Annotated in this window: 13 protein-coding genes; 12 read left to right on the top strand and 1 reads right to left on the bottom strand. The window is 56.1% G+C overall.

The window, feature by feature from the left end:
* Positions 1 to 75 precede the first annotated feature (75 nt).
* On the top strand, positions 76 to 3,099 hold the full coding sequence (locus AC1AY0_RS01210) for a glycoside hydrolase family 3 protein (RefSeq protein WP_476523473.1): 3,024 nt from the start codon (positions 76 to 78) through the stop codon (positions 3,097 to 3,099).
* Positions 3,100 to 3,197: 98 nt separating this feature from the next.
* Here AC1AY0_RS01210 and AC1AY0_RS01205 read toward each other — a convergent pair whose 3' ends face one another.
* A complete protein-coding gene (locus AC1AY0_RS01205) occupies positions 3,198 to 4,187 on the bottom strand; it encodes a LysR family transcriptional regulator (RefSeq protein ID WP_476525584.1) in 990 nt (329 codons plus the stop codon).
* A gap of 39 nt (positions 4,188 to 4,226) precedes the next feature.
* Between AC1AY0_RS01205 and AC1AY0_RS01200 the strand changes: the two genes are divergently transcribed.
* The 11 genes from AC1AY0_RS01200 (at position 4,227) to eno (ending at position 19,993) form a co-directional block, all read left to right on the top strand.
* Positions 4,227 to 5,060 carry an NAD(P)H-binding protein gene (locus AC1AY0_RS01200; RefSeq protein ID WP_476523476.1) on the top strand — a complete coding sequence of 278 codons (834 nt, stop codon included), beginning with the start codon at positions 4,227 to 4,229 and terminating at the stop codon, positions 5,058 to 5,060.
* A 107-nt stretch (positions 5,061 to 5,167) separates the two neighbouring features.
* On the top strand, positions 5,168 to 6,475 hold the full coding sequence (glyA, locus tag AC1AY0_RS01195) for a serine hydroxymethyltransferase (RefSeq protein WP_476523478.1): 1,308 nt from the start codon (positions 5,168 to 5,170) through the stop codon (positions 6,473 to 6,475).
* Positions 6,476 to 6,701: 226 nt separating this feature from the next.
* Positions 6,702 to 7,997, top strand: coding sequence for a glutamate-5-semialdehyde dehydrogenase (locus AC1AY0_RS01190; protein WP_476523480.1), 1,296 nt, complete (start codon positions 6,702 to 6,704; stop codon positions 7,995 to 7,997).
* The gene (locus AC1AY0_RS01185; protein WP_476523482.1) at positions 7,994 to 8,566 is read left to right on the top strand and encodes a phosphoribosylglycinamide synthetase; all 573 of its coding nucleotides are present in this window, start codon (positions 7,994 to 7,996) and stop codon (positions 8,564 to 8,566) included. The genes AC1AY0_RS01190 and AC1AY0_RS01185 overlap by 4 nt, the downstream gene beginning before the upstream one ends.
* A complete protein-coding gene (nadD, locus tag AC1AY0_RS01180; RefSeq protein ID WP_476523483.1) occupies positions 8,563 to 9,300 on the top strand; it encodes a nicotinate-nucleotide adenylyltransferase in 738 nt (245 codons plus the stop codon). The genes AC1AY0_RS01185 and nadD overlap by 4 nt, the downstream gene beginning before the upstream one ends.
* 60 nt (positions 9,301 to 9,360) lie before the next feature.
* A complete protein-coding gene (locus AC1AY0_RS01175) occupies positions 9,361 to 12,633 on the top strand; it encodes a UPF0182 family membrane protein (RefSeq protein ID WP_476523485.1) in 3,273 nt (1,090 codons plus the stop codon).
* 74 nt (positions 12,634 to 12,707) lie between these two features.
* Positions 12,708 to 13,211 carry an N-acetyltransferase family protein gene (locus AC1AY0_RS01170; RefSeq protein WP_476523487.1) on the top strand — a complete coding sequence of 168 codons (504 nt, stop codon included), beginning with the start codon at positions 12,708 to 12,710 and terminating at the stop codon, positions 13,209 to 13,211.
* A gap of 57 nt (positions 13,212 to 13,268) precedes the next feature.
* Positions 13,269 to 13,868, top strand: coding sequence for an aminoacyl-tRNA hydrolase (gene pth / locus AC1AY0_RS01165; RefSeq protein ID WP_476523488.1), 600 nt, complete (start codon positions 13,269 to 13,271; stop codon positions 13,866 to 13,868).
* Positions 13,858 to 17,448, top strand: a complete 3,591-nt coding sequence (mfd, locus tag AC1AY0_RS01160; protein WP_476523489.1) for a transcription-repair coupling factor — start codon at positions 13,858 to 13,860, stop codon at positions 17,446 to 17,448. The genes pth and mfd overlap by 11 nt, the downstream gene beginning before the upstream one ends.
* 75 nt (positions 17,449 to 17,523) lie before the next feature.
* Positions 17,524 to 18,459, top strand: coding sequence for an aldo/keto reductase (locus tag AC1AY0_RS01155; RefSeq protein WP_476523491.1), 936 nt, complete (start codon positions 17,524 to 17,526; stop codon positions 18,457 to 18,459).
* Positions 18,460 to 18,694: 235 nt separating this feature from the next.
* Entirely contained in the window at positions 18,695 to 19,993 is a 1,299-nt protein-coding gene (gene eno / locus AC1AY0_RS01150) for a phosphopyruvate hydratase (protein ID WP_476523492.1), read from the top strand.
* Positions 19,994 to 20,042: the final 49 nt, after the last annotated feature.

Below are 20,042 nucleotides of genomic sequence, written 5' to 3'. Positions count from 1 at the left end.
CGCACATGAGCCGCAACTGCGGGGTCCATGGCGTCGATGAGTCAATGAAGAACACGATCTCACACATGGATGAACATGGGAAAGAGAAGCATTATGGGTAATAATCGGCAACGCCGTTGGCTGAAACCGGCCATCTGGACGACGATCGTCATTGTCTTGGCGATTGCGGCATATCTGGCGTACCGTGCGATTTACAACTGGCTGTTCAACGGAAACATTTCGGTCAACATCGATGATGTGTACGCTACCATCGATGCCTGCAAAGTACCGCTGATTGTTGTCGGCGCGGTCATGGTGATGGCAATCGCAGGCAGTATTGCCGTGTTCCGCCGTCAGCGCCATGTCAAAGCCTTGGTGCGTACAGAGGCGGTTGTAGCCGTGATTGCGGCCATTGTTGTAGCGGCGAACGTAATCTGTCTCAACATTGAATACTCGCTGATGCAGAAGGTACTTACCGGGTCATCCGGTGTAAGCGTTGCTACCAAACAGGCGTCGAAGGATTTGAGTCGCGATATTGTGGATGAGGGCATTGTGCTACTCAGGAATGAGGATAATGCGCTGCCGCTTGACACTGATACCAAGCTCAATGTGTTCGGCTACGCGAGCGTTGACCCGCTGTATGCCGGTACCGGCTCGGGTGGTCTTGCTGCGTCCGATGACAAGGTGAGTCTGCTCGACGGTCTGCATCATGCCGGATACAAGACGAATCAAACCCTCACTGATTTCTATGAGAACTACGACACCGGCGCGACACAAGGCGGACAGGGTGCTACGTTCGCTGTCGACTGGACTGTGAATCAGCCCACTATCGACCAGTACGATGAGCAAGGTGTGTTTGAAAACGCGAAGGAATACTCGGACACCGCACTCGTGGTCATCAGCCGTACCGGCGGCGAAGGCAACGATTTGCCGACCAGCCTCGATCCGGCTAAGAGCACGGAAAACGTCACCTTGTCTCGCAACGAGGACGATCTTGACGCGAATCGGCACTACCTGCAATTGACTCATCGCGAGGAAGACATGATGAATCGCGTCAATCAGGACTTCGACAACGTCATCGTCGTGGTTAACACCACCAACGCCATGCAGCTCGATTGGCTCGACCAGTACAGCAACATCAAGGCCGCCGTGCTGTGCGGTGGTGCTGGCACCTACGGCTTCGACGGTCTGGGCGACGTGCTGTCCGGCAAGGCCAACCCCTCGGGCCGTCTCGCCGATACGTACCTGTACGACTTGCGCAAGTCTCCGAACTGGAACAACTTCGGTTCGTTCGCCTACACGAACTACGAGGAGGCATCCAAGGACGCCGACCAGCCGATCTACTTCGTCAACTACAACGAAGGCATCTACGTGGGATACAAGTTCTACGAAACCGCGGCCGCCGAAGGCCTGATCGACTATGACAAGACCGTGCAGTACCCGTTCGGCTACGGCCTGTCGTACACGACGTTCGACAAGCGCATCAGCGGCTTCAAAGATGAGGGCGATACTGTAAAGGTCAGCGTTGACGTGACCAACACTGGCGATGTGGCCGGAAAAGAGGTGGTGGAGCTCTTCTTCACCCCGCCTTACACCAACGGTGGCATCGAAAAGGCAAGCACCAACCTACTCGACTTCGCCAAGACTGGTGAGCTGAAACCTGGCGAAAGCGAAACAGTGACGATCTCCTTCAAGCATGAGGATCTTGCCTCCTACGACGACAAGGGATACAAGGCATACGTGCTCGAACAAGGCGATTATGAAATCACGCTCAACGAGGACTCGCATACGGTGCTCGACTCCCGCACCCTGCACGTGGACGATGACGTGATTTACGACGATGCCCATGATGGTAAGCGCTCCACCGATAATCAGACTGCCACGAACCAGTTTGACTTCGCGGACGGAGACGTGACCTACCTGAGCCGTGCTGATCACTTCGCGAACTACGCTGCAGCGACCGCTGCCCCCACCTCCTACGAGATGACCGAGGAACAGATTGAGGACTACCAGTGCCGCAACACGTTCAACGCATCCGACTACGACGATGAGAACGCCGCCATGCCCACGACCGGCGCGGACAATGGCTTGACTATCCAAGACATGACAGGTCTCGACTATAACGACCCGAAGTGGGATGACCTGCTCGACCAGCTGACCGTGCAGGAGATGGATCAGATGTCTGGCGATGGCGGCTTCCATATTGTGGCTGCAAAATCGATCAACTCTCCTGACACCATCGAATCCGACGGCCCGGCCGGCCTGTCCAGCAACTTCAACTCCAGCATGAACGGCACGAGCTTCCCCTCCGCCACCGTGATTGCCAGCACTTGGAACAAGGATCTGGCCCGCCAGCGCGGCGAACAGGTCGGTCAGGAAGCCGACGAGATGTCCATCACCGGCTGGTATGGCCCGGCTATGAACATTCATCGCTCCGCATTCTCCGGCCGTAACTTCGAATACTATTCGGAAGATGGCACGCTCTCCGGATTCCTCGGAGCGGCTGAGGTCGGTGGCGCCACGTCCAAGGGTGTGATTGTCTACCTCAAGCATTTCGCACTCAACGACCAGGAGACCAACCGCGTCGGCGTCACCACATGGGCGAACGAGCAATCCATCCGCGAAATCTACCTGAAGGCGTTTGAGAAGTCTTTCAAGGAAGGCAAGAGCCTGGGCGTGATGAGCTCGCTCAACGCCATCGGCGGCCAGTGGGCCGGCAGCAGCGAGGCGCTCATGGAAACCGTGCTGCGTGACGAATGGGGCTTCCATGGCGTGGCGGTCACCGACGCGTGGGCCAACGAGTTCGTGATGGACGCCGATCGCGGCATCCGCACCGGAACCACGAAGATCCTGTCCATGAACGCTGAGGACTCCTACTTCGACAATGAGGACTCCGCAGGTACGGTCATTGCCCTGCGTAATGCCGCGCATGAGAACCTCTATGCACTTGCCAACTCCAACGCCATGAAGATTGACACAGGCATGGCCTGGTGGGTCAAGGCATTCATTGCTGCCGACGTGGTGATTGGTCTCATCATTGTGGCCGTCGAAGTTCTGGCCATCAAGCGCTTCCGCAAAGAATCGGCACAGTCCGTATCTGTTGCGGAGACGGTGCGGTAACTCTGCCCAGTCGACCGCATCCTAGATGAATGGTGTGGTGTTCGGCTCCTCCTTGTCGAACACCACACCATCCGTCTCTTCGTTCAGTTATCTGCTGCTTATGAGACAAACGCATCGGCCGATTTCGCAAGCATGCGTGCTAGATCATGTATCCTCGGGTCTGCGGACGCGGAATAGAGCAGTCCATATGGTTGAAAGAAATTCCAATCTATGGGCAGCTTCACGAATCCCGGATATGCTCGACTCCAATACTCATGAGTCAGTATCGGCATCCCGGATGTGGCGCTGAAACCAAAGGCGTTGAGGCCTGAGGTATCGGTGTCAGGTAGCCGGAAACGGATTTTAGGGTGATGCTGGAACATCCACTGCCGTACCTCATCCACAGCGGTCACCACGCCAGCCGGAGCGGCCAGCACATCCTGTCCGTGCAGGTCATCCAACGAGAAACGGGTCTTGCGTGTCAACGGATGGCCCTCCGGCACGAGAATGCACATGCGGCTGCGGAACAAGGGCACCGATAGTACGTCCTCATGTAGTAAATGACCATCAATGATACCTGGCAGCAGATCAATATCCTTGCCAAGCCGGTTGTACAGGGAGTCCAAGGATGATTCGTCATCGAACGACACGATGGAGAACCGGTAACGAACAGAGCCGCCGCCACTGTGATTGTGGTTGTTCTGTTGCCGAAGATGGTCCCATGCCTCAAACACCGGAGCACAGGGGTTGAGATAGGAGTTTCCGACACGTACGATCACCTGATCGTCGCTCGCCTGCCGCAGAGCCTTGTCGACAGCCAGCTGTTCCTGGGCCACCAATTTCCGCATGCTCTCGTAATACGAGCGGCCGGCCGCTGTGGGCACGGTGCCAGTGCGATCCCGTTCGAGCAGCTTCGTGCCCACATGGGCTTCAAGTTTGTTGATTTGATTCATCACTGAGGTGGGGGAGATGAACAATTTCTCTGAGGCGGCATTGAACGAACCGCACTCCACCACTTGGATGAAAGCGCGTACCGAAGGATCGAACATAAGCAACACCTCTTTGAGAAATACCGCACCTGCGGCCGTTGGCCGGGGCGCGACAGCCATTGCATCAACAATAGAACACCATCATGGAAAGGAACCATCATGTCATATGTCATTACTGGAGCCACGGGGCATTTGGGTCGTCTGGTCGTGGAAACGCTACTTGAGCGGGGTGTGCCGGCAGAGCAGATTGTTGCCTGTGGAAGACGAATTGGATTGCTGCGTGATCTGTCCGAACGAGGCGTACGCATCATGCCCATCGACTATGGCGATGACTCGCCGCAAGAGGTGTTTTCCCGTGGAGACCGTGTGTTGTTCGTCTCAGCGGGTTTTGGTGACCGTGTTGCGGCACATCGCAATGTAATCAGATTCGCCGAGCATGCCGGTGTCGGACAGCTGACTTATACGAGCACGATTCCCGGTCTGGTAGTCAGTGCGGACCATGAGGCAACAGAACGGATGCTTGCGCAGTCTGACGTGCCGTTCACGATTCTGCGCAATGGATGGTATTCGGAGAATTTCCTCATGGACATGCAACGTGCGGATCGAATGGGAGAATATGTGACCAGTGCCGGAGACGGCCGTATTGCATCAGTGAACCGCAACGATCTTGCCGAGGCCGCAGCGAACGTACTGATGAGTGAAGGACATATCGGTGCCACATATACGTTGACCGCCGATGAGTCATACGGGGCTGATGACCTCGCTGCAGTCATCGAGAGACGATTGGGGCGTGACGTTCCCGTGAGAAAGGTGGATCCGGAGCGGTATGGCCGCATGCTTTCCGCAGCAGGTTTCCCGGAGGATTTCATCGCATATCTTGTGGCATTCGACACTAATGTGCGTGATGGATTGCTTGATGTTGATTCGAACCATGATTTGGCCCGTCTGCTCGGTCATGAAGTACGAGGGCTTTCGTTCGGAGAAGCGAGATAGGCGGAAGTTCGCAAGTCTGAGACGGAAACATTGTGGAAGCATTCGCGGTCTTAGACTTGTGGCTCAACCGCTTACACGGTGTTGTATTGACCGACAAAGGACGTGAAATGACCGCTTCACCGCTTGCCCAAACTGCAACCGACGCTTTCAACGCGCCTATCAGCGCAGCCGATCCAGAGATCGCCGAGCTGCTTGATTCTGAACTTCGCCGCCAGCAGGGCGGTCTCGAGATGATTGCATCCGAGAACTTCGTACCGCGCGCCGTATTGCAGTGCCAGGGCTCTGTGCTCACCAACAAGTATGCCGAAGGCTACCCAGGCCGCCGTTATTATGGCGGTTGCGAGTTCGTTGACCAGATTGAAACCATCGCCCGCGAACGCGCCAAGAAGCTGTTCGGCGCTGAATACGCCAACGTGCAGCCTCACTCCGGCGCTCAGGCCAACGCTGCTGTGTATCAGGCGCTGGTCAAGCCGGGCGACACTGTGCTCGGCTTGGCCCTCGACCACGGCGGCCACCTGACCCATGGTATGAAGATCAACTTCTCCGGCAAGTTCTACCATGCCGAAGCTTATGGCGTGAACCCGGAAACCTTCCGCATCGACCCGGAGATCATCCGCCAGCGTGCACTGGAAGTGCACCCGGCCATGATTATTGGCGGTTGGTCCGCCTACCCGCGTATCGAGGACTTCAAGGCTATGAAGGAGATCGCTGACGAGGTTGGCGCAAAGTTCTGGGTTGATATGGCTCACTTCGCTGGCTTGGTGGCTGCAGGTCTGCACCCGAGCCCGGTGCCGTACGCGGATGTGGTGTCCTCCACTGCGCACAAGACGCTCGGCGGCCCGCGTTCCGGCTTCATCCTAGCCAAGGAAGAGTACGCCAAGAAGCTCAACTCCTCCGTGTTCCCGGGTCAGCAGGGCGGTCCGCTCATGCACGTGGTGGCTGGCAAGGCCGTCAGCTTCAAGGTGGCCGGCACCCAGGCGTTCAAGGACCGCATGCAGCGCACGCTCGACGGTGCCAAGATCCTGGCCGACCGTCTGATGGCGGATGACGTCAAGGCCAACGGCATCTCCGTGCTGACCGGCGGCACCGATGTGCATCTGGTGATGGTCGACCTGCGCAACTCCGAAATGGACGGTAAGCAGGGTGAGGATCTGCTCGCTCAGTGCGGCATCACCATCAACCGCAACACTGTGCCGTTCGATCCGCGCCCGGCATCCGTGGCTTCCGGCCTGCGCATCGGTACTTCCGCACTGGCCACCCGTGGTTTCGGACCGAAGGAATACGAAGAGGTCGCTGACATTATCGGTACCGCTCTCGCTGCTGGTCCGTCCGCTGATGTGGAAACGCTGAAGGCCCGCGTAGACAAGCTTGTCGAAGACTTCCCGCTCTACCCAGATCTCGACCAGATTCACTGATCAGTTAGGTGGCTCCCTCTGACGAGGGAGCTGGCAGTGAAGCTGACTGAGGGAGAGAAGCACGGCGGCAGCCGTCAGAAAAAGGCATCGGCCTACGGCCGATTCAATTTTTCCGGCGATGATATCGCCTCATCTTCTCTCCCTCAGTCTCGCTTACGCGAGCCAGCTCCCTCGTCAGAGGGAGCCACACTATATGTTTCACATATTTGATGTACCCTTAACTGTTATGAGCGATGCATTGAATCCTGAGGTATTCCGCGCTGTGTGCGACCAGGCTGATCAGGCTGCCCGCGCGCAGGAAATGTTGGCCCGCGCAAACACCGAGTCCAAGAATGAACTGCTGCTCGCCATCGCGGACGCATTGGATGCCCATGCTGGTGATATCGAGTCAGCCAATAGCCTTGATATGCTCGAGGCCAAGGAAAGCGGCATGGATGCCGGGAAACTCGATCGTCTGCTATTCGACGTGCCGCGCGTAGCGGCCGCTGCTCAAGGTGTACGCCATGTAGCCACCCTGCCTGATCCAGTAGGAGAGATTGTTCGTGGCTACAATCTGCCCAATGGCTTGCGCCTGACGCAAACCCGTGTGCCGATGGGCGTTATCGGCATGATTTATGAAGCTCGGCCGAACGTTACCGTTGATGTAGCCAGCCTCTGCTTGAAATCTGGTAATGCTGCGTTGCTCAGAGGTGGTCATGCTGCAGAACGCACTAATGCAGCAACGCTGAACGTTATCGCTCCAGTACTGGAAGAGCATGGATTTGATGCGGCATTGGTGCAATCGGTCGATCAGTACGGTCGCCCTGGTGCCACTGCCATGATGGAGGCTCGCGGCCACATCGACGTACTCGTGCCGCGCGGCGGCGCAGGCTTGATTCAAGCCGTAGTGCGTAATTCCAAGGTTCCTGTTATCGAAACCGGTGCTGGCAATGTGCACATTTATATCGATCGTTCCGGCGACCTTGCCAAAGCCATCCCTATCATTCTTAACGCCAAAACCCAGCGTGTCGGCGTATGCAATGCTGCCGAAAAACTCCTGATTCATAAGGATGTGGCAGACCAGTTCCTGCCTGCTATTGCTGAAGCATTGGCCCAAGCGAACGTTGTGCTGCAAGCCGATGCGATTTCTTACGACATCATCCAAGGTGCAGCAATCGAGGGTGTCGAGCTGAATCATGCCACTGAAGAGGATTGGGACACCGAATATTTGGCGCTGAAAATGGGCGTCAAAGTGGTGGACAGCCTTGACGATGCCATCGCGCACATCAACCAGCATTCCACGGGTCATACCGAATCCATCATTGCCGAGGACTATGAAGCCATTGAAACGTTCACCAAGCGTATAGACTCAGCAGTAGTCATGGTGAATGCTTCCACCAGATTCACGGACGGCGGCGTATTCGGTTTCGGAGCCGAACTAGGCATCTCCACACAGAAGATGCACGCCCGCGGTCCTATGGGTCTGCGTGAAATGACCACCACCAAATGGATTGGTTACGGAACAGGACAGGTGCGCGCATGAGCGAGAATGCACAGAACACAGTGAACGACGTCACCGCATCTCAGGCGGATGAAGCTGTCGATCCACGAATCGGTCTGAAGATTGCAGCTGAACGCTTAAGCATCGTCCGCTATGTGTTCTTGGTTCAGATTGAAGACGGCATTGCTTCCGCAGCGCAGCGAGCCTCTTTGGAATACGCGGATGCTGTGCTCATCGGCTGGCCGGAAACCGATTCCCCTGAGGTCGTGGATCTAACTGAAGTTCAGCTCAACGTGGTGCGCGAGCACATGGAGCTGATGGAAGGCTATATTGCCAAGTTCAGCCAGATGGAACACGATGGCGATATCGATGGCATGACCGACACGCTGATTCGTATCACTGAGCGAGTCGCTGAAGTCCGCCGCCTCTATCAGCCAGAATTCCCGCTGCCGACGTTCGCTGAGATTCGTCGTGTGGTACAGGACGAATGGGATGAAGACATGGGCAAGATCGATCCGCAGGAGAACGATCCCACGGCCGATGAAATCGAAATGGAAACCGAATCCGCTGATGGTCTAAGTGGACAAAGCGGCAAAGGTGAGCAAGCATGAACTCCAACGAGCCAGCGGAACTCGTTGCCGTTGCCCAAGAGACGGCAACAGCGGAAGTCGCCCGACGCATGTCTGATTTATCCGGGCAAACGGGTGTAAGTACTCACGGCAAAGGCAGGCTTTCCGCGCGAGGTAACTGGCATACCCGTCTGCGCATCGGCATCATGGGTGGCACGTTCGATCCAATTCACAACGGCCACTTGGTTGCGGCATCCGAAGTCGCATGGGTTTACGATTTGGATGAAGTTATTTTCGTGCCCACCGGACGCCCGGTATTCAAATTGGACAAGCATGTCACCAATGCTGAAGACCGGTATTTGATGACGGTGATTGCCACCGCATCGAATCCAAAATTCACCGTCTCCCGAGTGGATATTGACCGCCCAGGCGTTACGTACACCATTGATACGCTTAAAGATATTCGCGCTCAGCACCCCGATGCCGAACTCTTCTTCATCACTGGCGCGGACGCTGTGGCTGAAATCATGCAATGGAAAGACGCCGACAAAATGTGGGACTTGGCCCATTTCGTGGCCGTTACGCGCCCGGGCTACTCCAGTCCTGAAGGCGTGAAACTACCTGAAGGCAAAGTAGATACGTTGGAGATTCCCGCTCTGGCCATTTCCTCTACTGACGTGCGTCGCCGCGCCGAACACAATGAGCCGGTCTGGTATCTCGTACCTGATGGCGTAGTACAATACATCGGCAAACACGGACTCTACTCCCGCAGCTGACTACCACCTGTGCGCTCCCGGCATAAACCCCGTTCGCGGGCTGTCTGTAGGCTGGGAGGCATGTCTTTTAATGATCCTTTCTCCATACTCTTCGGCAATGGCGGCGGCGACAATCGCGCACGCAGCCAGGCGAACAACGATGATCCGATCATCCTCGACGTTGAGGCCGATGGGGACGGCCCAGCTTCGGGCAACCGTTCACGCTCCAATGGTAATGGCAGCGGTCGTCCGCCGTTCGGCGGCCCGACCCGTCCTCGCCTGACTCCAAAACCGGCAGGTTCCGGCAACAATCGCGGCACCAAAATCATGCTCGGCATCGTGCTCGCGCTGGTTATCGTCGTGAGCCTGTTCTTCGCACTGTCTCGTTTTATCACTGACCTGATGTGGTACGGCCAGCTCGGTTTCCAATCCGTGGTCTGGGTACAGCTCGGCGTCAAGGTCGGCTTGTGGGTGGCCTATGCACTGCTTATGGCGTTGACTGGTTTTATCGCAGCATGGCTGGCCATTCGCGCCCGCCCGGATTCGGCAGATGGCTCCACTATTCGCATCAACGGCGACGTGGTGGAAGTCGGCAAATCCTTCAGCTCCAAAACCGCGCGTCGTGTGGCTGTTGTGGTCTCTCTTATTGTCGGCGCGATTTTCGGCGCACAGTTCAATGCCAACTGGAGCGAGATTCTGCTCATGTTCCATGCGCAGAGCTTCGGTGTGAACGATCCCCAGTTCGGTCTCGACAACGGCTTCTACGTATTCGTGCTGCCTGGTCTGAAACTGGTGCTCGCAGCCATCTCCATGTTGCTTGGCGTCGGCCTGGTATTCTCTCTGATTACTCACGTGCTGATGGGCGGCATCCGCATCACTATGCCGGTGAACGGACGCGGCTTGTTCTCCATCACCAAGCGCACCCGTCGACAGCTCGGCATCTGGCTGATGCTCAACATGTTCGCATGGGCGGTACGCCAGGCATTCAGCGTGTTTGATCAGCTCACCGTGCAAGGCTCCCGCATTACTGGTGCCTCCTACACTGCCGTGCACGCCAACATTCCAGTCACCATTATCATGGCCGTGCTCACAGCCGTTCTTGGCATCGTACTTGGCGTATGGCTGATGAGCTCCCATGCATTGGAAGGCCCGGCATCGCTGGGCGTGCGCGCATCCGCAGCACTGAAGGCTTGGCGAGTGCCGGTCATTTCCATCTCCGCCACCGTAGTGGTGGCTCTGGTGCTCACGGTTGCTTGGCCAGGCTTGCTGCAGCGCTTCCGCGTGAACCCGAACGCGCAGGAAATGGAATCCACCTACATTCAGCGCAACATTGACGCCACTCGTGCCGCTTATGGTCTCGACAAGCTCAAGACTGAGAATTATAAAGTGACGAGCAAGGGCGAGCAGGGCGCGCTCGCTACTGAGGCAGATACCACTGCGCAGATTCGTCTGCTGGACCCGCAGGTAGTCAGCCCGACGTTCAAGCAGCTGCAGCAGTCCAAGCAGTATTACACCTTCGCGGACACGCTTGCCGTTGATAAATACGAGGTTGACGGTGTCTCCCAGGATACGGTGATTGCCGCCCGCGAGCTCGACTTGGATGGCAACGATAACCGCAACTGGGTGAACGACCACACGGTGTACACCCACGGTTACGGTGTGGTGGCCGCCTACGGTAACAAGGTGACGGCCGATGGTCAGCCGGAATTCTTTGAATCCGGCATTCCGACCCAGGGCAAGCTCACTGAATCTCAGAAGTATGAGCCTCGCATCTACTTCTCTCCGAATACCACTGAATACTCAATTGTGGGCGCACCCAGCGGTACCCAGCCGTGGGAATTCGATTATCCGACTGGTTCCGAAGGTGCGTTGACCACGTTCAAGGGCAACGGTGGTCCTTCGGTGGGTAATCTTCTGTCCCGTCTGTTGTATGCGATTCGTTTCGGATCTGATCAGATTCTCTTCTCTGACCGAGTCACCAGCGAATCTCAGATTCTCTACGATCGTTCTCCGAAGGAGCGCGTGGCCAAGGTGGCGCCTTATCTGACGCTTGATGGCCGCGTCTACCCGGCAGTGGTCGATGGTCGCGTTAAGTGGATTGTGGACGGCTACACCACTTCTGATGCTTACCCGTATTCGCAGATGACCAATCTCGGCACTGCAACTCAGGACTCCACAACGGTTTCCTCCTCAACAGTGTCTTCTCTGGGTTCCCAGCAGGCCAACTACATCCGCAACTCGGTGAAGGCTACCGTTGATGCATACGATGGTTCCGTCGACCTGTATGTGTGGGATACTTCCGATCCGGTGATTAAGGCATGGGAGCAAATTTTCCCCGGCCAGTATCACCAGTTGAGCGATATCTCCGGCGATCTGATGAGCCATATGCGCTACCCGGAAAGCCTGTTCAAGGTACAGCGTGAACTGCTGTCCAAGTATCATGTGACTTCCGCCAGCCAGTATTACTCTGGTGAGGATTTCTGGCAGACTCCGGTCGACCCCACTGAATCTCAGGCTCAGCAGGATCAGGATATTCTTCAGCCGCCGTACTATTTGACTCTGCAAACCGGTGGCACTAAGGAGCCGGTGTTCTCCCTGACCTCCACGTACATTCCGGCTGGCCAATCCACGCGCGAAATCCTCACTGGATTCCTTTCCGTGGATTCTGATGCCGGCAACGAAAAGGGCAAGATTGGGCCGAACTATGGCACTATCCGATTGCAGGAGCTGCCGAAGGATTCCAATGTGCCAGGCCCTGGCCAGGCGCAGAACAACTTCAACGCTAACGCTGATGTGTCAAAGGAACTGAATCTGTTGCAATCCGGTGATACCAAGGTGGTGCGAGGCAATTTGCTGACGCTGCCGCTTGGTGGCGGTCTGGTATATGTGCAGCCGGTGTACGTGAAGTCTTCGGGCGCTACGTCCTTCCCACTGTTGAAGAAGACGTTGGTGGCCTTTGGCGATCAGGTTGGCTTCGCGGATACGTTGGACGAGGCGCTTGACCAGGTGTTCGGCGGTGATTCCGGCGCGAATGCCGGCGATGCTGAGAATGTTGATAGTTCCAACTCCACCAATACCTCAAATTCAGGCAACCAATCCAACTCTGGTTCCGATACGTCGAACAATCAGTCGTCCACTGGTAACCAGTCTGGTTCTGATGAGTCGAACAGCTCGAATGGTTCTTCGAATTCATCTTCCGCGAATAGTACTGAACTCCAACAGGCGCTGAATGATGCCGCGCAGGCCATGAAGGATAGCCAGACCGCCATGAAGAATGGCGACTGGACCGCGTATGGCGAAGCGCAGAAGAAGCTCGAAGACGCCCTCAACAAGGCCATCGAACTCGACAAATAACGAATTCAGCTAACAAGCCGGCGCCGGTGAGCAATATATACCGCTCACCGGCGCCGACTGCTATTGTCAGGCCTATGCCATACACATTCCGTTCTGCCACTTCATCAGATATCCAAGCCATTACCGATATCTACAACGCATCGGTTATCGCTGGCGGCGCCACCGCCGACCTGACCCCGCGAACATTCGAGCAACGCCAAGCATGGGTCGACTCCCATAAACCCCCATACGGTGTGTTCGTTGTTGAATCATCCGAGCAGCCCGGGCAAGCGATCGGCTTTGGTGCGCTCTCAGTGTTTTACGATCGCGCCGGATACGATGGCGTCACTGATCTGGCCTACTACATTAATCCTGCGTGGCAAGGCAAGGGAGTGGGCACGTTCATGCTCCAGCATCTGCTTGACGAGGCCCGCACACGCCACATGCGCAAGGCCTGTGGCATCATTTTCGCTGACAATGCTGGTTCCATCGCATTGATGAAGCATTTCGGCTTCACCCGGTTTGGCCTGATGCCAGCCGCTGCTACCGACTCCACTGGCACAATGCGAGATATGTCGTACTGGTATTTGGACCTCTAACCCTTGCGAGGGGTTAGGGTACAATCTTCCAGGTTACTTAAGGCTTAAAGGAGCGATATGGCATCGGATTTTTGGCTGATTGCAGGATTGGGCAACCCCGGTAAGAAATACGAGGGCACCCGACACAACATGGGATTCATGGTGGCGGACGTACTTGCCGAACGTTGGACGGTGAACTTCGCTGATCATAAGGGTCTGGCCATGCTCGGCAAAAGCACGATGAATCTCGATGGCCGCACAGTCAAATTCTTCTTGGCCAAACCGTTGACTTATATGAATGAGTCCGGCAATGCTGTAGCCTCCATCGCTGCCTATTATCAGATCGAACCGGATCATATCGTCGTAATTCATGACGATATGGATCTGGAATTCGGCCGTATCAAGGTCAAAGCAGGTGGTTCCGCAGGCGGCCATAATGGCATTAAATCCATCGATCGTTCGCTCGGAACGCCGAAGTACGCGCGCGTGCGCATGGGAGTCGGTCACGCCAAGCGCGGCCCCAACGCCCACGACAACACCGTGAACTGGGTACTCGGCGGATTCGGTCCGGACCAGCGCAAGCAATTGCCTGATTTCCTTGCCGACGGTGCTGACGCTGCGGAAGAGATTATTTTCAAGGGACTTGCCAAGACCCAGGAGAAATTCAATGGCCGCTGAGGCTTCTCGACCCGCTGCAGCCGCCAATAGTCAGCCCATCAATGGCTCCCTTGCCGGCGTGCTGAGCCAGCTGGAGCAGGATCATAACTTCCAAGCTCTTGCAGCAGGTGAGATTGAACCTGGCGAAGCCGCTGAGGATCCATCCATCCTGGCTGGCATGCCTGAAGGCTTGCGCCCAGCCTTGGTTGCCGCCATCGCACAAGGCGTACATGGCAAACAGGGTAAGCCGGTAGTTATGGTTGTAGCTTCCGGGCGTGAAGCCGAGGAAACCGTGGGCGCATTGCGCTCCTGGTATGACGGTGACCCGAACGATATCGCTCAGCTCGAGGCTTGGGAAACGTTGCCGCATGAGCGGTTGAGCCCACGTGCGGATACTGTGGCCAGCCGAATGGCGGTATTCCGTAGACTGAAGCATCCGGATGCTAACAATCCGATGTTTGGCCCGATTCGCATTCTGGTTATGCCTATCCGCTCGCTGATTCAGCCAGTGGTCAAAGGTTTAGGCAATGTGGAACCCCTCGTGTTCACCGTAGGGGAGGAGCTCGCTCTCGACGAGGCAGCCAAGCGCCTGATTGAAAACGCATACACGCGCGTTGAACTTGTGATGGATCGTGGCGAATTCGCCGTACGCGGCGGCATTCTTGACGTGTTCCCACCTACCGCGCCGCATCCGGTTCGTATCGAATTCTTCGGTGATGAAATTGACACCATCAAAGAATTCCATGCATCCGATCAGCGCACGTATGGCAACGGCATGAAGACCATCTGGGCTACTGCATGCCGTGAACTGCAGCTCACCGATGCCGTTCGCGCTCGAGCCAAAGCCTTGATTGGTTCCATTCCCAACGCTGAAGACATGCTGGAATCTATCGCCAATGCGATACCTGTAGAAGGTATGGAATCCTTAATGCCGGCGCTCGTGGATCATTTGGAACCAGTCGGCTCCATGCTGCCCAAGCATGCGGCAATCGTGTTGAGTGACCCGGAAAAACTGCGCCGCTCTGCCGAGGATTTGGCGAAAACGGCCAATGAATTCCTCGCTGCCAGTTGGCATGTGGCTGCATCTGGTCATGGTGCTGGTGCGCCCATCAGCTTCGATGAAGCAAGCTTCTTGGATTATGCGGAAACCATCAGTTCGCTTGAATATTCTGAACATGATGTGATTCGTCTGACCAGCTTTGGTGTGGACGCCACACTGCCCGGCCACGTGCAGCTTGATGCGCAGAATCCAGCCGAGTTCCGCGGTGATGAAGCCAAAACTGCGCGTGGCATCGAAGGTCTTATTGACGCCGGATTCCAAGTGACCATCACGGCTGCGGCAGCCGGCACTCTGGCTAGGCTTAAGCGTGCCATCAACACCACCGGCATCACCACGTTTGACGTTATTCGTTCGCAAGCCGTTGACGGTTTTGTGGATAAGGCTGCCAAGATCGCGTTGCTTACCGAACGTGACCTCACTGGCCGTACATCGGCGGTGGCCGTGGCTAAAACACCGAAGCGCCGGCGCAAAGCCATTGATTTGGTGGAGCTTAAAAAGGGCGATTATGTGGTGCATGAACAGCACGGTATCGGTCGATTTGTGGAAATGCGTCAACGCACTATTGGTGCCGGCGCAAACCGAACCACCCGCGAATATTTAGTTATCGAATACGCGCCATCCAAACGAGGCGCGCCGGCAGACAAGCTGTTCATTCCTACCGATCAGCTTGATCAGGTCAGCAAATATATTGGTGCGGAAGCTCCGAAACTGAACAAGCTCGGAGGCTCCGATTGGGCGGCAACCAAAGCCAAAGCTCGCAAGCATGTCCATGAAATTGCCGATGACCTGATTAAGCTGTACTCCGCTCGTCAACGCGCCAAGGGCTTTGCCTTCAGCGCGGATACTCCATGGCAGAAAGAACTGGAAGATGCGTTCCCCTACCAGGAGACCGCCGACCAGCTCACCACCATTGACGAAGTCAAATCGGATATGGAAAAGCCGGTTCCAATGGATCGCCTGATTTGCGGTGACGTGGGCTTCGGCAAGACTGAAATCGCTGTCCGAGCGGCATTCAAAGCTGTGCAAGACGGCAAACAGGTGGCTGTGCTCGTGCCCACCACACTGCTGGTGCAGCAGCATTATGAGACGTTCACTGAACGTTTCGAAGGTTTCCCAGTAGATGTGGCTGCCATGAGCCGCTTCCAAACTACCAAGGAAATCAACGCAACCATTGAAGGTTTGGCAGCCGGTTCAGTAGATGTGGTGATCGGCACTCATAAGCTGCTGAATCCGAAAATCAAGTTCAAGGATTTGGGTCTCGTCATCATTGATGAGGAACAGCGTTTTGGCGTGGAACATAAGGAAACGCTGAAGGCTCTGCGTACCAACGTGGACGTGCTGTCCCTGTCTGCAACGCCTATTCCGCGTACGCTCGAAATGGCCGTAACCGGCATCCGAGAAATGTCGACTTTGGCCACGCCGCCTGAAGATCGACTGCCGGTGCTGACCTATGTTGGTGCATACGAGGATGCACAAGTCACTGCTGCCGTGCGCCGCGAACTGTTGCGTGGTGGTCAGGTGTTCTATGTGCATAATCGTGTACAAGACATCTCCCATATTGCGGACAAGATTCATACGCTTGTTCCTGAAGCTCGTGTAGGCATTGCGCATGGCAAGATGGGGGAGAAGCAGCTCGACCAGATTATTCGAGACTTCTGGCACCGCGATATCGACGTGCTTGTGTGCACCACGATCATTGAAACCGGTTTGGATATTTCTAATGCCAACACGTTGATTGTGGATCATGCTGATCGATTCGGCCTTTCCCAGCTGCACCAGCTGCGTGGACGCGTGGGCCGAGGCCGCGAGCGTGCATACGCATACTTCCTGTACGATCCGACCAAGCCAATGACCGAACAGTCGCACGATCGACTCGCCACCATTGCGCAGAACACGGCATTGGGCTCCGGCTTCGACGTGGCCATGAAGGATTTGGAACTTCGCGGCACCGGCAACCTACTGGGCGACGAACAATCCGGTCACATCGAAGGCGTGGGCTTCGACCTGTACGTGCGCATGGTTTCCGAAGCCGTCGAAAAATACAAGGAGCCAGAGGAAACCGTCGAACCAATCTCCGTGTCCGTGGACCTGCCCATCGAAGCTTCCATTCCGGTGGAATACATCGATTCGGACAAGCTACGTTTGGAGGCTTACCGCAAGCTGGCTTCCGCCCGAAACGAATCCGACCTCAAGGATCTGGAAGAGGAACTCACCGACCGTTATGGCAAGCCGCCAGTGGAATTCGAAACCCTCTTCGATGTGGCCCGTCTGAAATTCAAGGCGAGAAAACTGGGTATTTCGGAAATCCTCGCGCAATCCAACCGTGTGCGCATTGGGCGTATCGACCCGCCGGAATCCATCCAAATGCGCATGGCGAGAATCTACAAGGGCACCCAATACCGTCCAGTCACACACCAGTTGCTGGTACCGGCACCCTTCAACGGTTCCTTAGGCCAAGGCCCGATGACCTCCGATCAAGTGGTGCTCTGGACCAATCAGTTGCTTGATGATTTGGCATGGAGACCTCAGCCGCGCAAATAATGCAGCCTTCTCCCACGATGCGGTAACTAACCACCTCGTGGGAGAAGTAACCCCATTATGGGTACGATGGGATGCATGAGTGATGCTGCACATGCGATTTCCGCTGTAACCCCGGATGCTTTTAATATTGCGAACCTCGCAGGTTTTACGATTCCACGCCTCGGCATGGGTACGATGGCGCTCGCCATTGAAGGCCGTCCCGCAAGCCGTGAGCAGGCTATCGAAACCATTCATGCTGCACTCGATACTGGTGTACGTTATCTGGACACGGCATGGTCCTATTACCTACCCAGCAAACCAGGCACAGGTGAACCGGACGATATGGGCTACGGAGAATATCTGGTCCGCGATGCGCTGAACTCTTGGCATGGTCCGAAAGACGAAGTGCTTGTGGCCACGAAAACCGGTTGGCTGCGCACACTGGATGAACACGGCAATTATGGCTGGCAGGCTGATGCTCGCCCTGAAACCATGATCGCCAACGCCAAGGAATCCGCACTCCGACTCGGCGTAGATACTCTGGATTTGCTGTACTCGCATTGCAATGATCCGCAAGTGCCTTATGCGGAACAGATGGAGGCGCTGAAGCAGTTGGTGGATGAGGGAGTGGCCAAAGCGGTCGGCATTTCGAGAATCGACAATGAGGATATCGAAACCGCGCGCAATATTCTTGGCGATCGTTTGGTAGCTGTCCAAAACCAGTTCTCTCCAGTGCATCGTGACCCGGAACATACGATGGAAACCTGTGAAAAGCTTGGATTGGCGTTCGTTTGCTGGTCGCCGCTTGGTGGATTCCTCGATCCGTTCAATGAACATTGTTTCGATCGATTCCGTGAAGTGGCGCAGGCTCATGATTGCTCGTATCAGCGGGTGACTCTCGCTTGGGAGCTCGCGCAATATCCGCATCTGTTCACGATTCCCTCCGCGCGCAATCCGCAGGAGATTGAGGATTCCTTCCAAGCCGTAAGCCTCAACCTTACTGCTGAGGAAATCGAGTATCTTAACGATTGACCTCAGGGTAAGGCAGGGTAAGTCGTGGCAAGTTGCGGTGAGCCGCAGCAAGGTGCGGCAAGTTGCCATCAATGATGCCGCTGTTGTGCCGCAAGTTCACGTGGTCGTTATATGAAACGAGCCATCATAAAAATGTGAGCGCTCACACTATTTTTGGGCGTGTCGTTCACAACGTCCACAAATCGCACTAGTCTTATGACTGTCATTAGATACACAACCGTTTTAAGGAGTAGTTGTGGCAGCAATTGAAAGCGTGTACGCGCGCCAGATTCTCGATTCCCGTGGCAACCCGACCGTTGAGGTCGTTCTGGACACCGAAGACGGTGCTCGTGGTCTGGGCCTGGTTCCGTCCGGTGCCTCCACTGGTGAAGCTGAGGCTTGGGAGCGTCGCGATGGTGACAAGTCCGTCTACGGCGGCAAGGGCGTTCTGAACGCTGTTAAGGCCGTCAACGAAGAGATCGCTCCGAAGGTCATCGGCATGGATGCCTCCGACCAGCGCGCTCTCGACGACCTGATGATCGAGCTCGACGGCACCCCGAACAAGGGCAAGCTGGGCGCCAACGCCATCCTGGGTGTTTCCCTGGCAGCTCTGTACGCTTCCGCCGAGTCCGCTGACGAACCGCTGTACCGCTACATCGGCGGCACCAACGGCCACATCCTGCCGGTCCCGAACATGAACATCATGAACGGTGGCGCTCACGCTGACTTCGCCACCGACATTCAGGAGTACATGATCTCCCCGTACGGCTTCGACACCTACTCTGAGGCTCTGCAGGCCGGCGTTGAGGTCTACCACACCCTGAAGAACGTCCTGAAGAAGGAAGGCCTGAACACTGGTCTGGGCGACGAGGGCGGCTTCGCTCCGAAGATGAAGTCCAACAAGGACTCCCTGAACTACATCATGGACGCCATCTCCGCTGCCGGTTACGAGCCGGGCAAGCAGATCGGCATCTCCCTGGACGTTGCTTCCTCCGAGTTCTACAACAAGGAGACCGGCAAGTACCACTTCGAGGGTGACGACCGTGACTCCCAATACATGCTCGACTTCTACGAGCAGCTCATCGAGGAGTACCCGATCGTCTCCATCGAGGATCCGTTCAACGAAGAGGGCTGGGAAGACTGGACTGCCATCACCAAGCTGCTGGGCGACCGCCTGCAGTTCGTCGGCGACGACCTCCTGGTCACCAACCCGGCTCGTCTGCAGAAGGCCATCGAGCTCGGCGCTGCCAACTCCCTGCTGGTCAAGCTGAACCAGATTGGCACCGTCACCGAGACCCTCGACGCCATCGAGCTGGCCACCGCCAACGGCTACACCTCCATGGTTTCCCACCGCTCCGGCGAGACCCCGGACACCACCATTTCCGACCTGGCTGTTGCTAAGAACACCCGCCAGATCAAGACCGGTGCCCCGGCTCGTGGCGAGCGCGTTGCCAAGTACAACCGTCTGCTGGAGATCGAGGAGGAGCTCGGCTCCACCGCTCAGTACGCTGGCTACAGCGCCTTCAAGGCCTGCAAGAAGTACCTGGCCAAGTGAGTTGAAACGCCCGTAAAGGCGTGATAATTCATTGAAGCGTAATACCCGC

Source organism: Bifidobacterium sp. LH_416 (assembly GCF_056357055.1).
This window is presented reverse-complemented; position numbering and strand designations above follow the sequence as displayed.

What these genes read in the sequence shown, in the direction of transcription:
- AC1AY0_RS01185 (WP_476523482.1), top strand. Translation starts at nt 7,994, where the DNA reads ATGAGCGAGAATGCACAGAACACAGTGAACGACGTCACCGCATCTCAG.
- nadD (WP_476523483.1), top strand. Translation starts at nt 8,563, where the DNA reads ATGAACTCCAACGAGCCAGCGGAACTCGTTGCCGTTGCCCAAGAGACG.
- AC1AY0_RS01190 (WP_476523480.1), top strand. Translation starts at nt 6,702, where the DNA reads ATGAGCGATGCATTGAATCCTGAGGTATTCCGCGCTGTGTGCGACCAG.
- AC1AY0_RS01210 (WP_476523473.1), top strand. Translation starts at nt 76, where the DNA reads ATGGGAAAGAGAAGCATTATGGGTAATAATCGGCAACGCCGTTGGCTG.
- mfd (WP_476523489.1), top strand. Translation starts at nt 13,858, where the DNA reads ATGGCCGCTGAGGCTTCTCGACCCGCTGCAGCCGCCAATAGTCAGCCC.
- AC1AY0_RS01175 (WP_476523485.1), top strand. Translation starts at nt 9,361, where the DNA reads ATGTCTTTTAATGATCCTTTCTCCATACTCTTCGGCAATGGCGGCGGC.
- AC1AY0_RS01205 (WP_476525584.1), bottom strand. Translation starts at nt 4,187, where the DNA reads ATGGCTGTCGCGCCCCGGCCAACGGCCGCAGGTGCGGTATTTCTCAAA.
- glyA (WP_476523478.1), top strand. Translation starts at nt 5,168, where the DNA reads ATGACCGCTTCACCGCTTGCCCAAACTGCAACCGACGCTTTCAACGCG.
- AC1AY0_RS01155 (WP_476523491.1), top strand. Translation starts at nt 17,524, where the DNA reads ATGAGTGATGCTGCACATGCGATTTCCGCTGTAACCCCGGATGCTTTT.
- AC1AY0_RS01170 (WP_476523487.1), top strand. Translation starts at nt 12,708, where the DNA reads ATGCCATACACATTCCGTTCTGCCACTTCATCAGATATCCAAGCCATT.
- pth (WP_476523488.1), top strand. Translation starts at nt 13,269, where the DNA reads ATGGCATCGGATTTTTGGCTGATTGCAGGATTGGGCAACCCCGGTAAG.
- AC1AY0_RS01200 (WP_476523476.1), top strand. Translation starts at nt 4,227, where the DNA reads ATGTCATATGTCATTACTGGAGCCACGGGGCATTTGGGTCGTCTGGTC.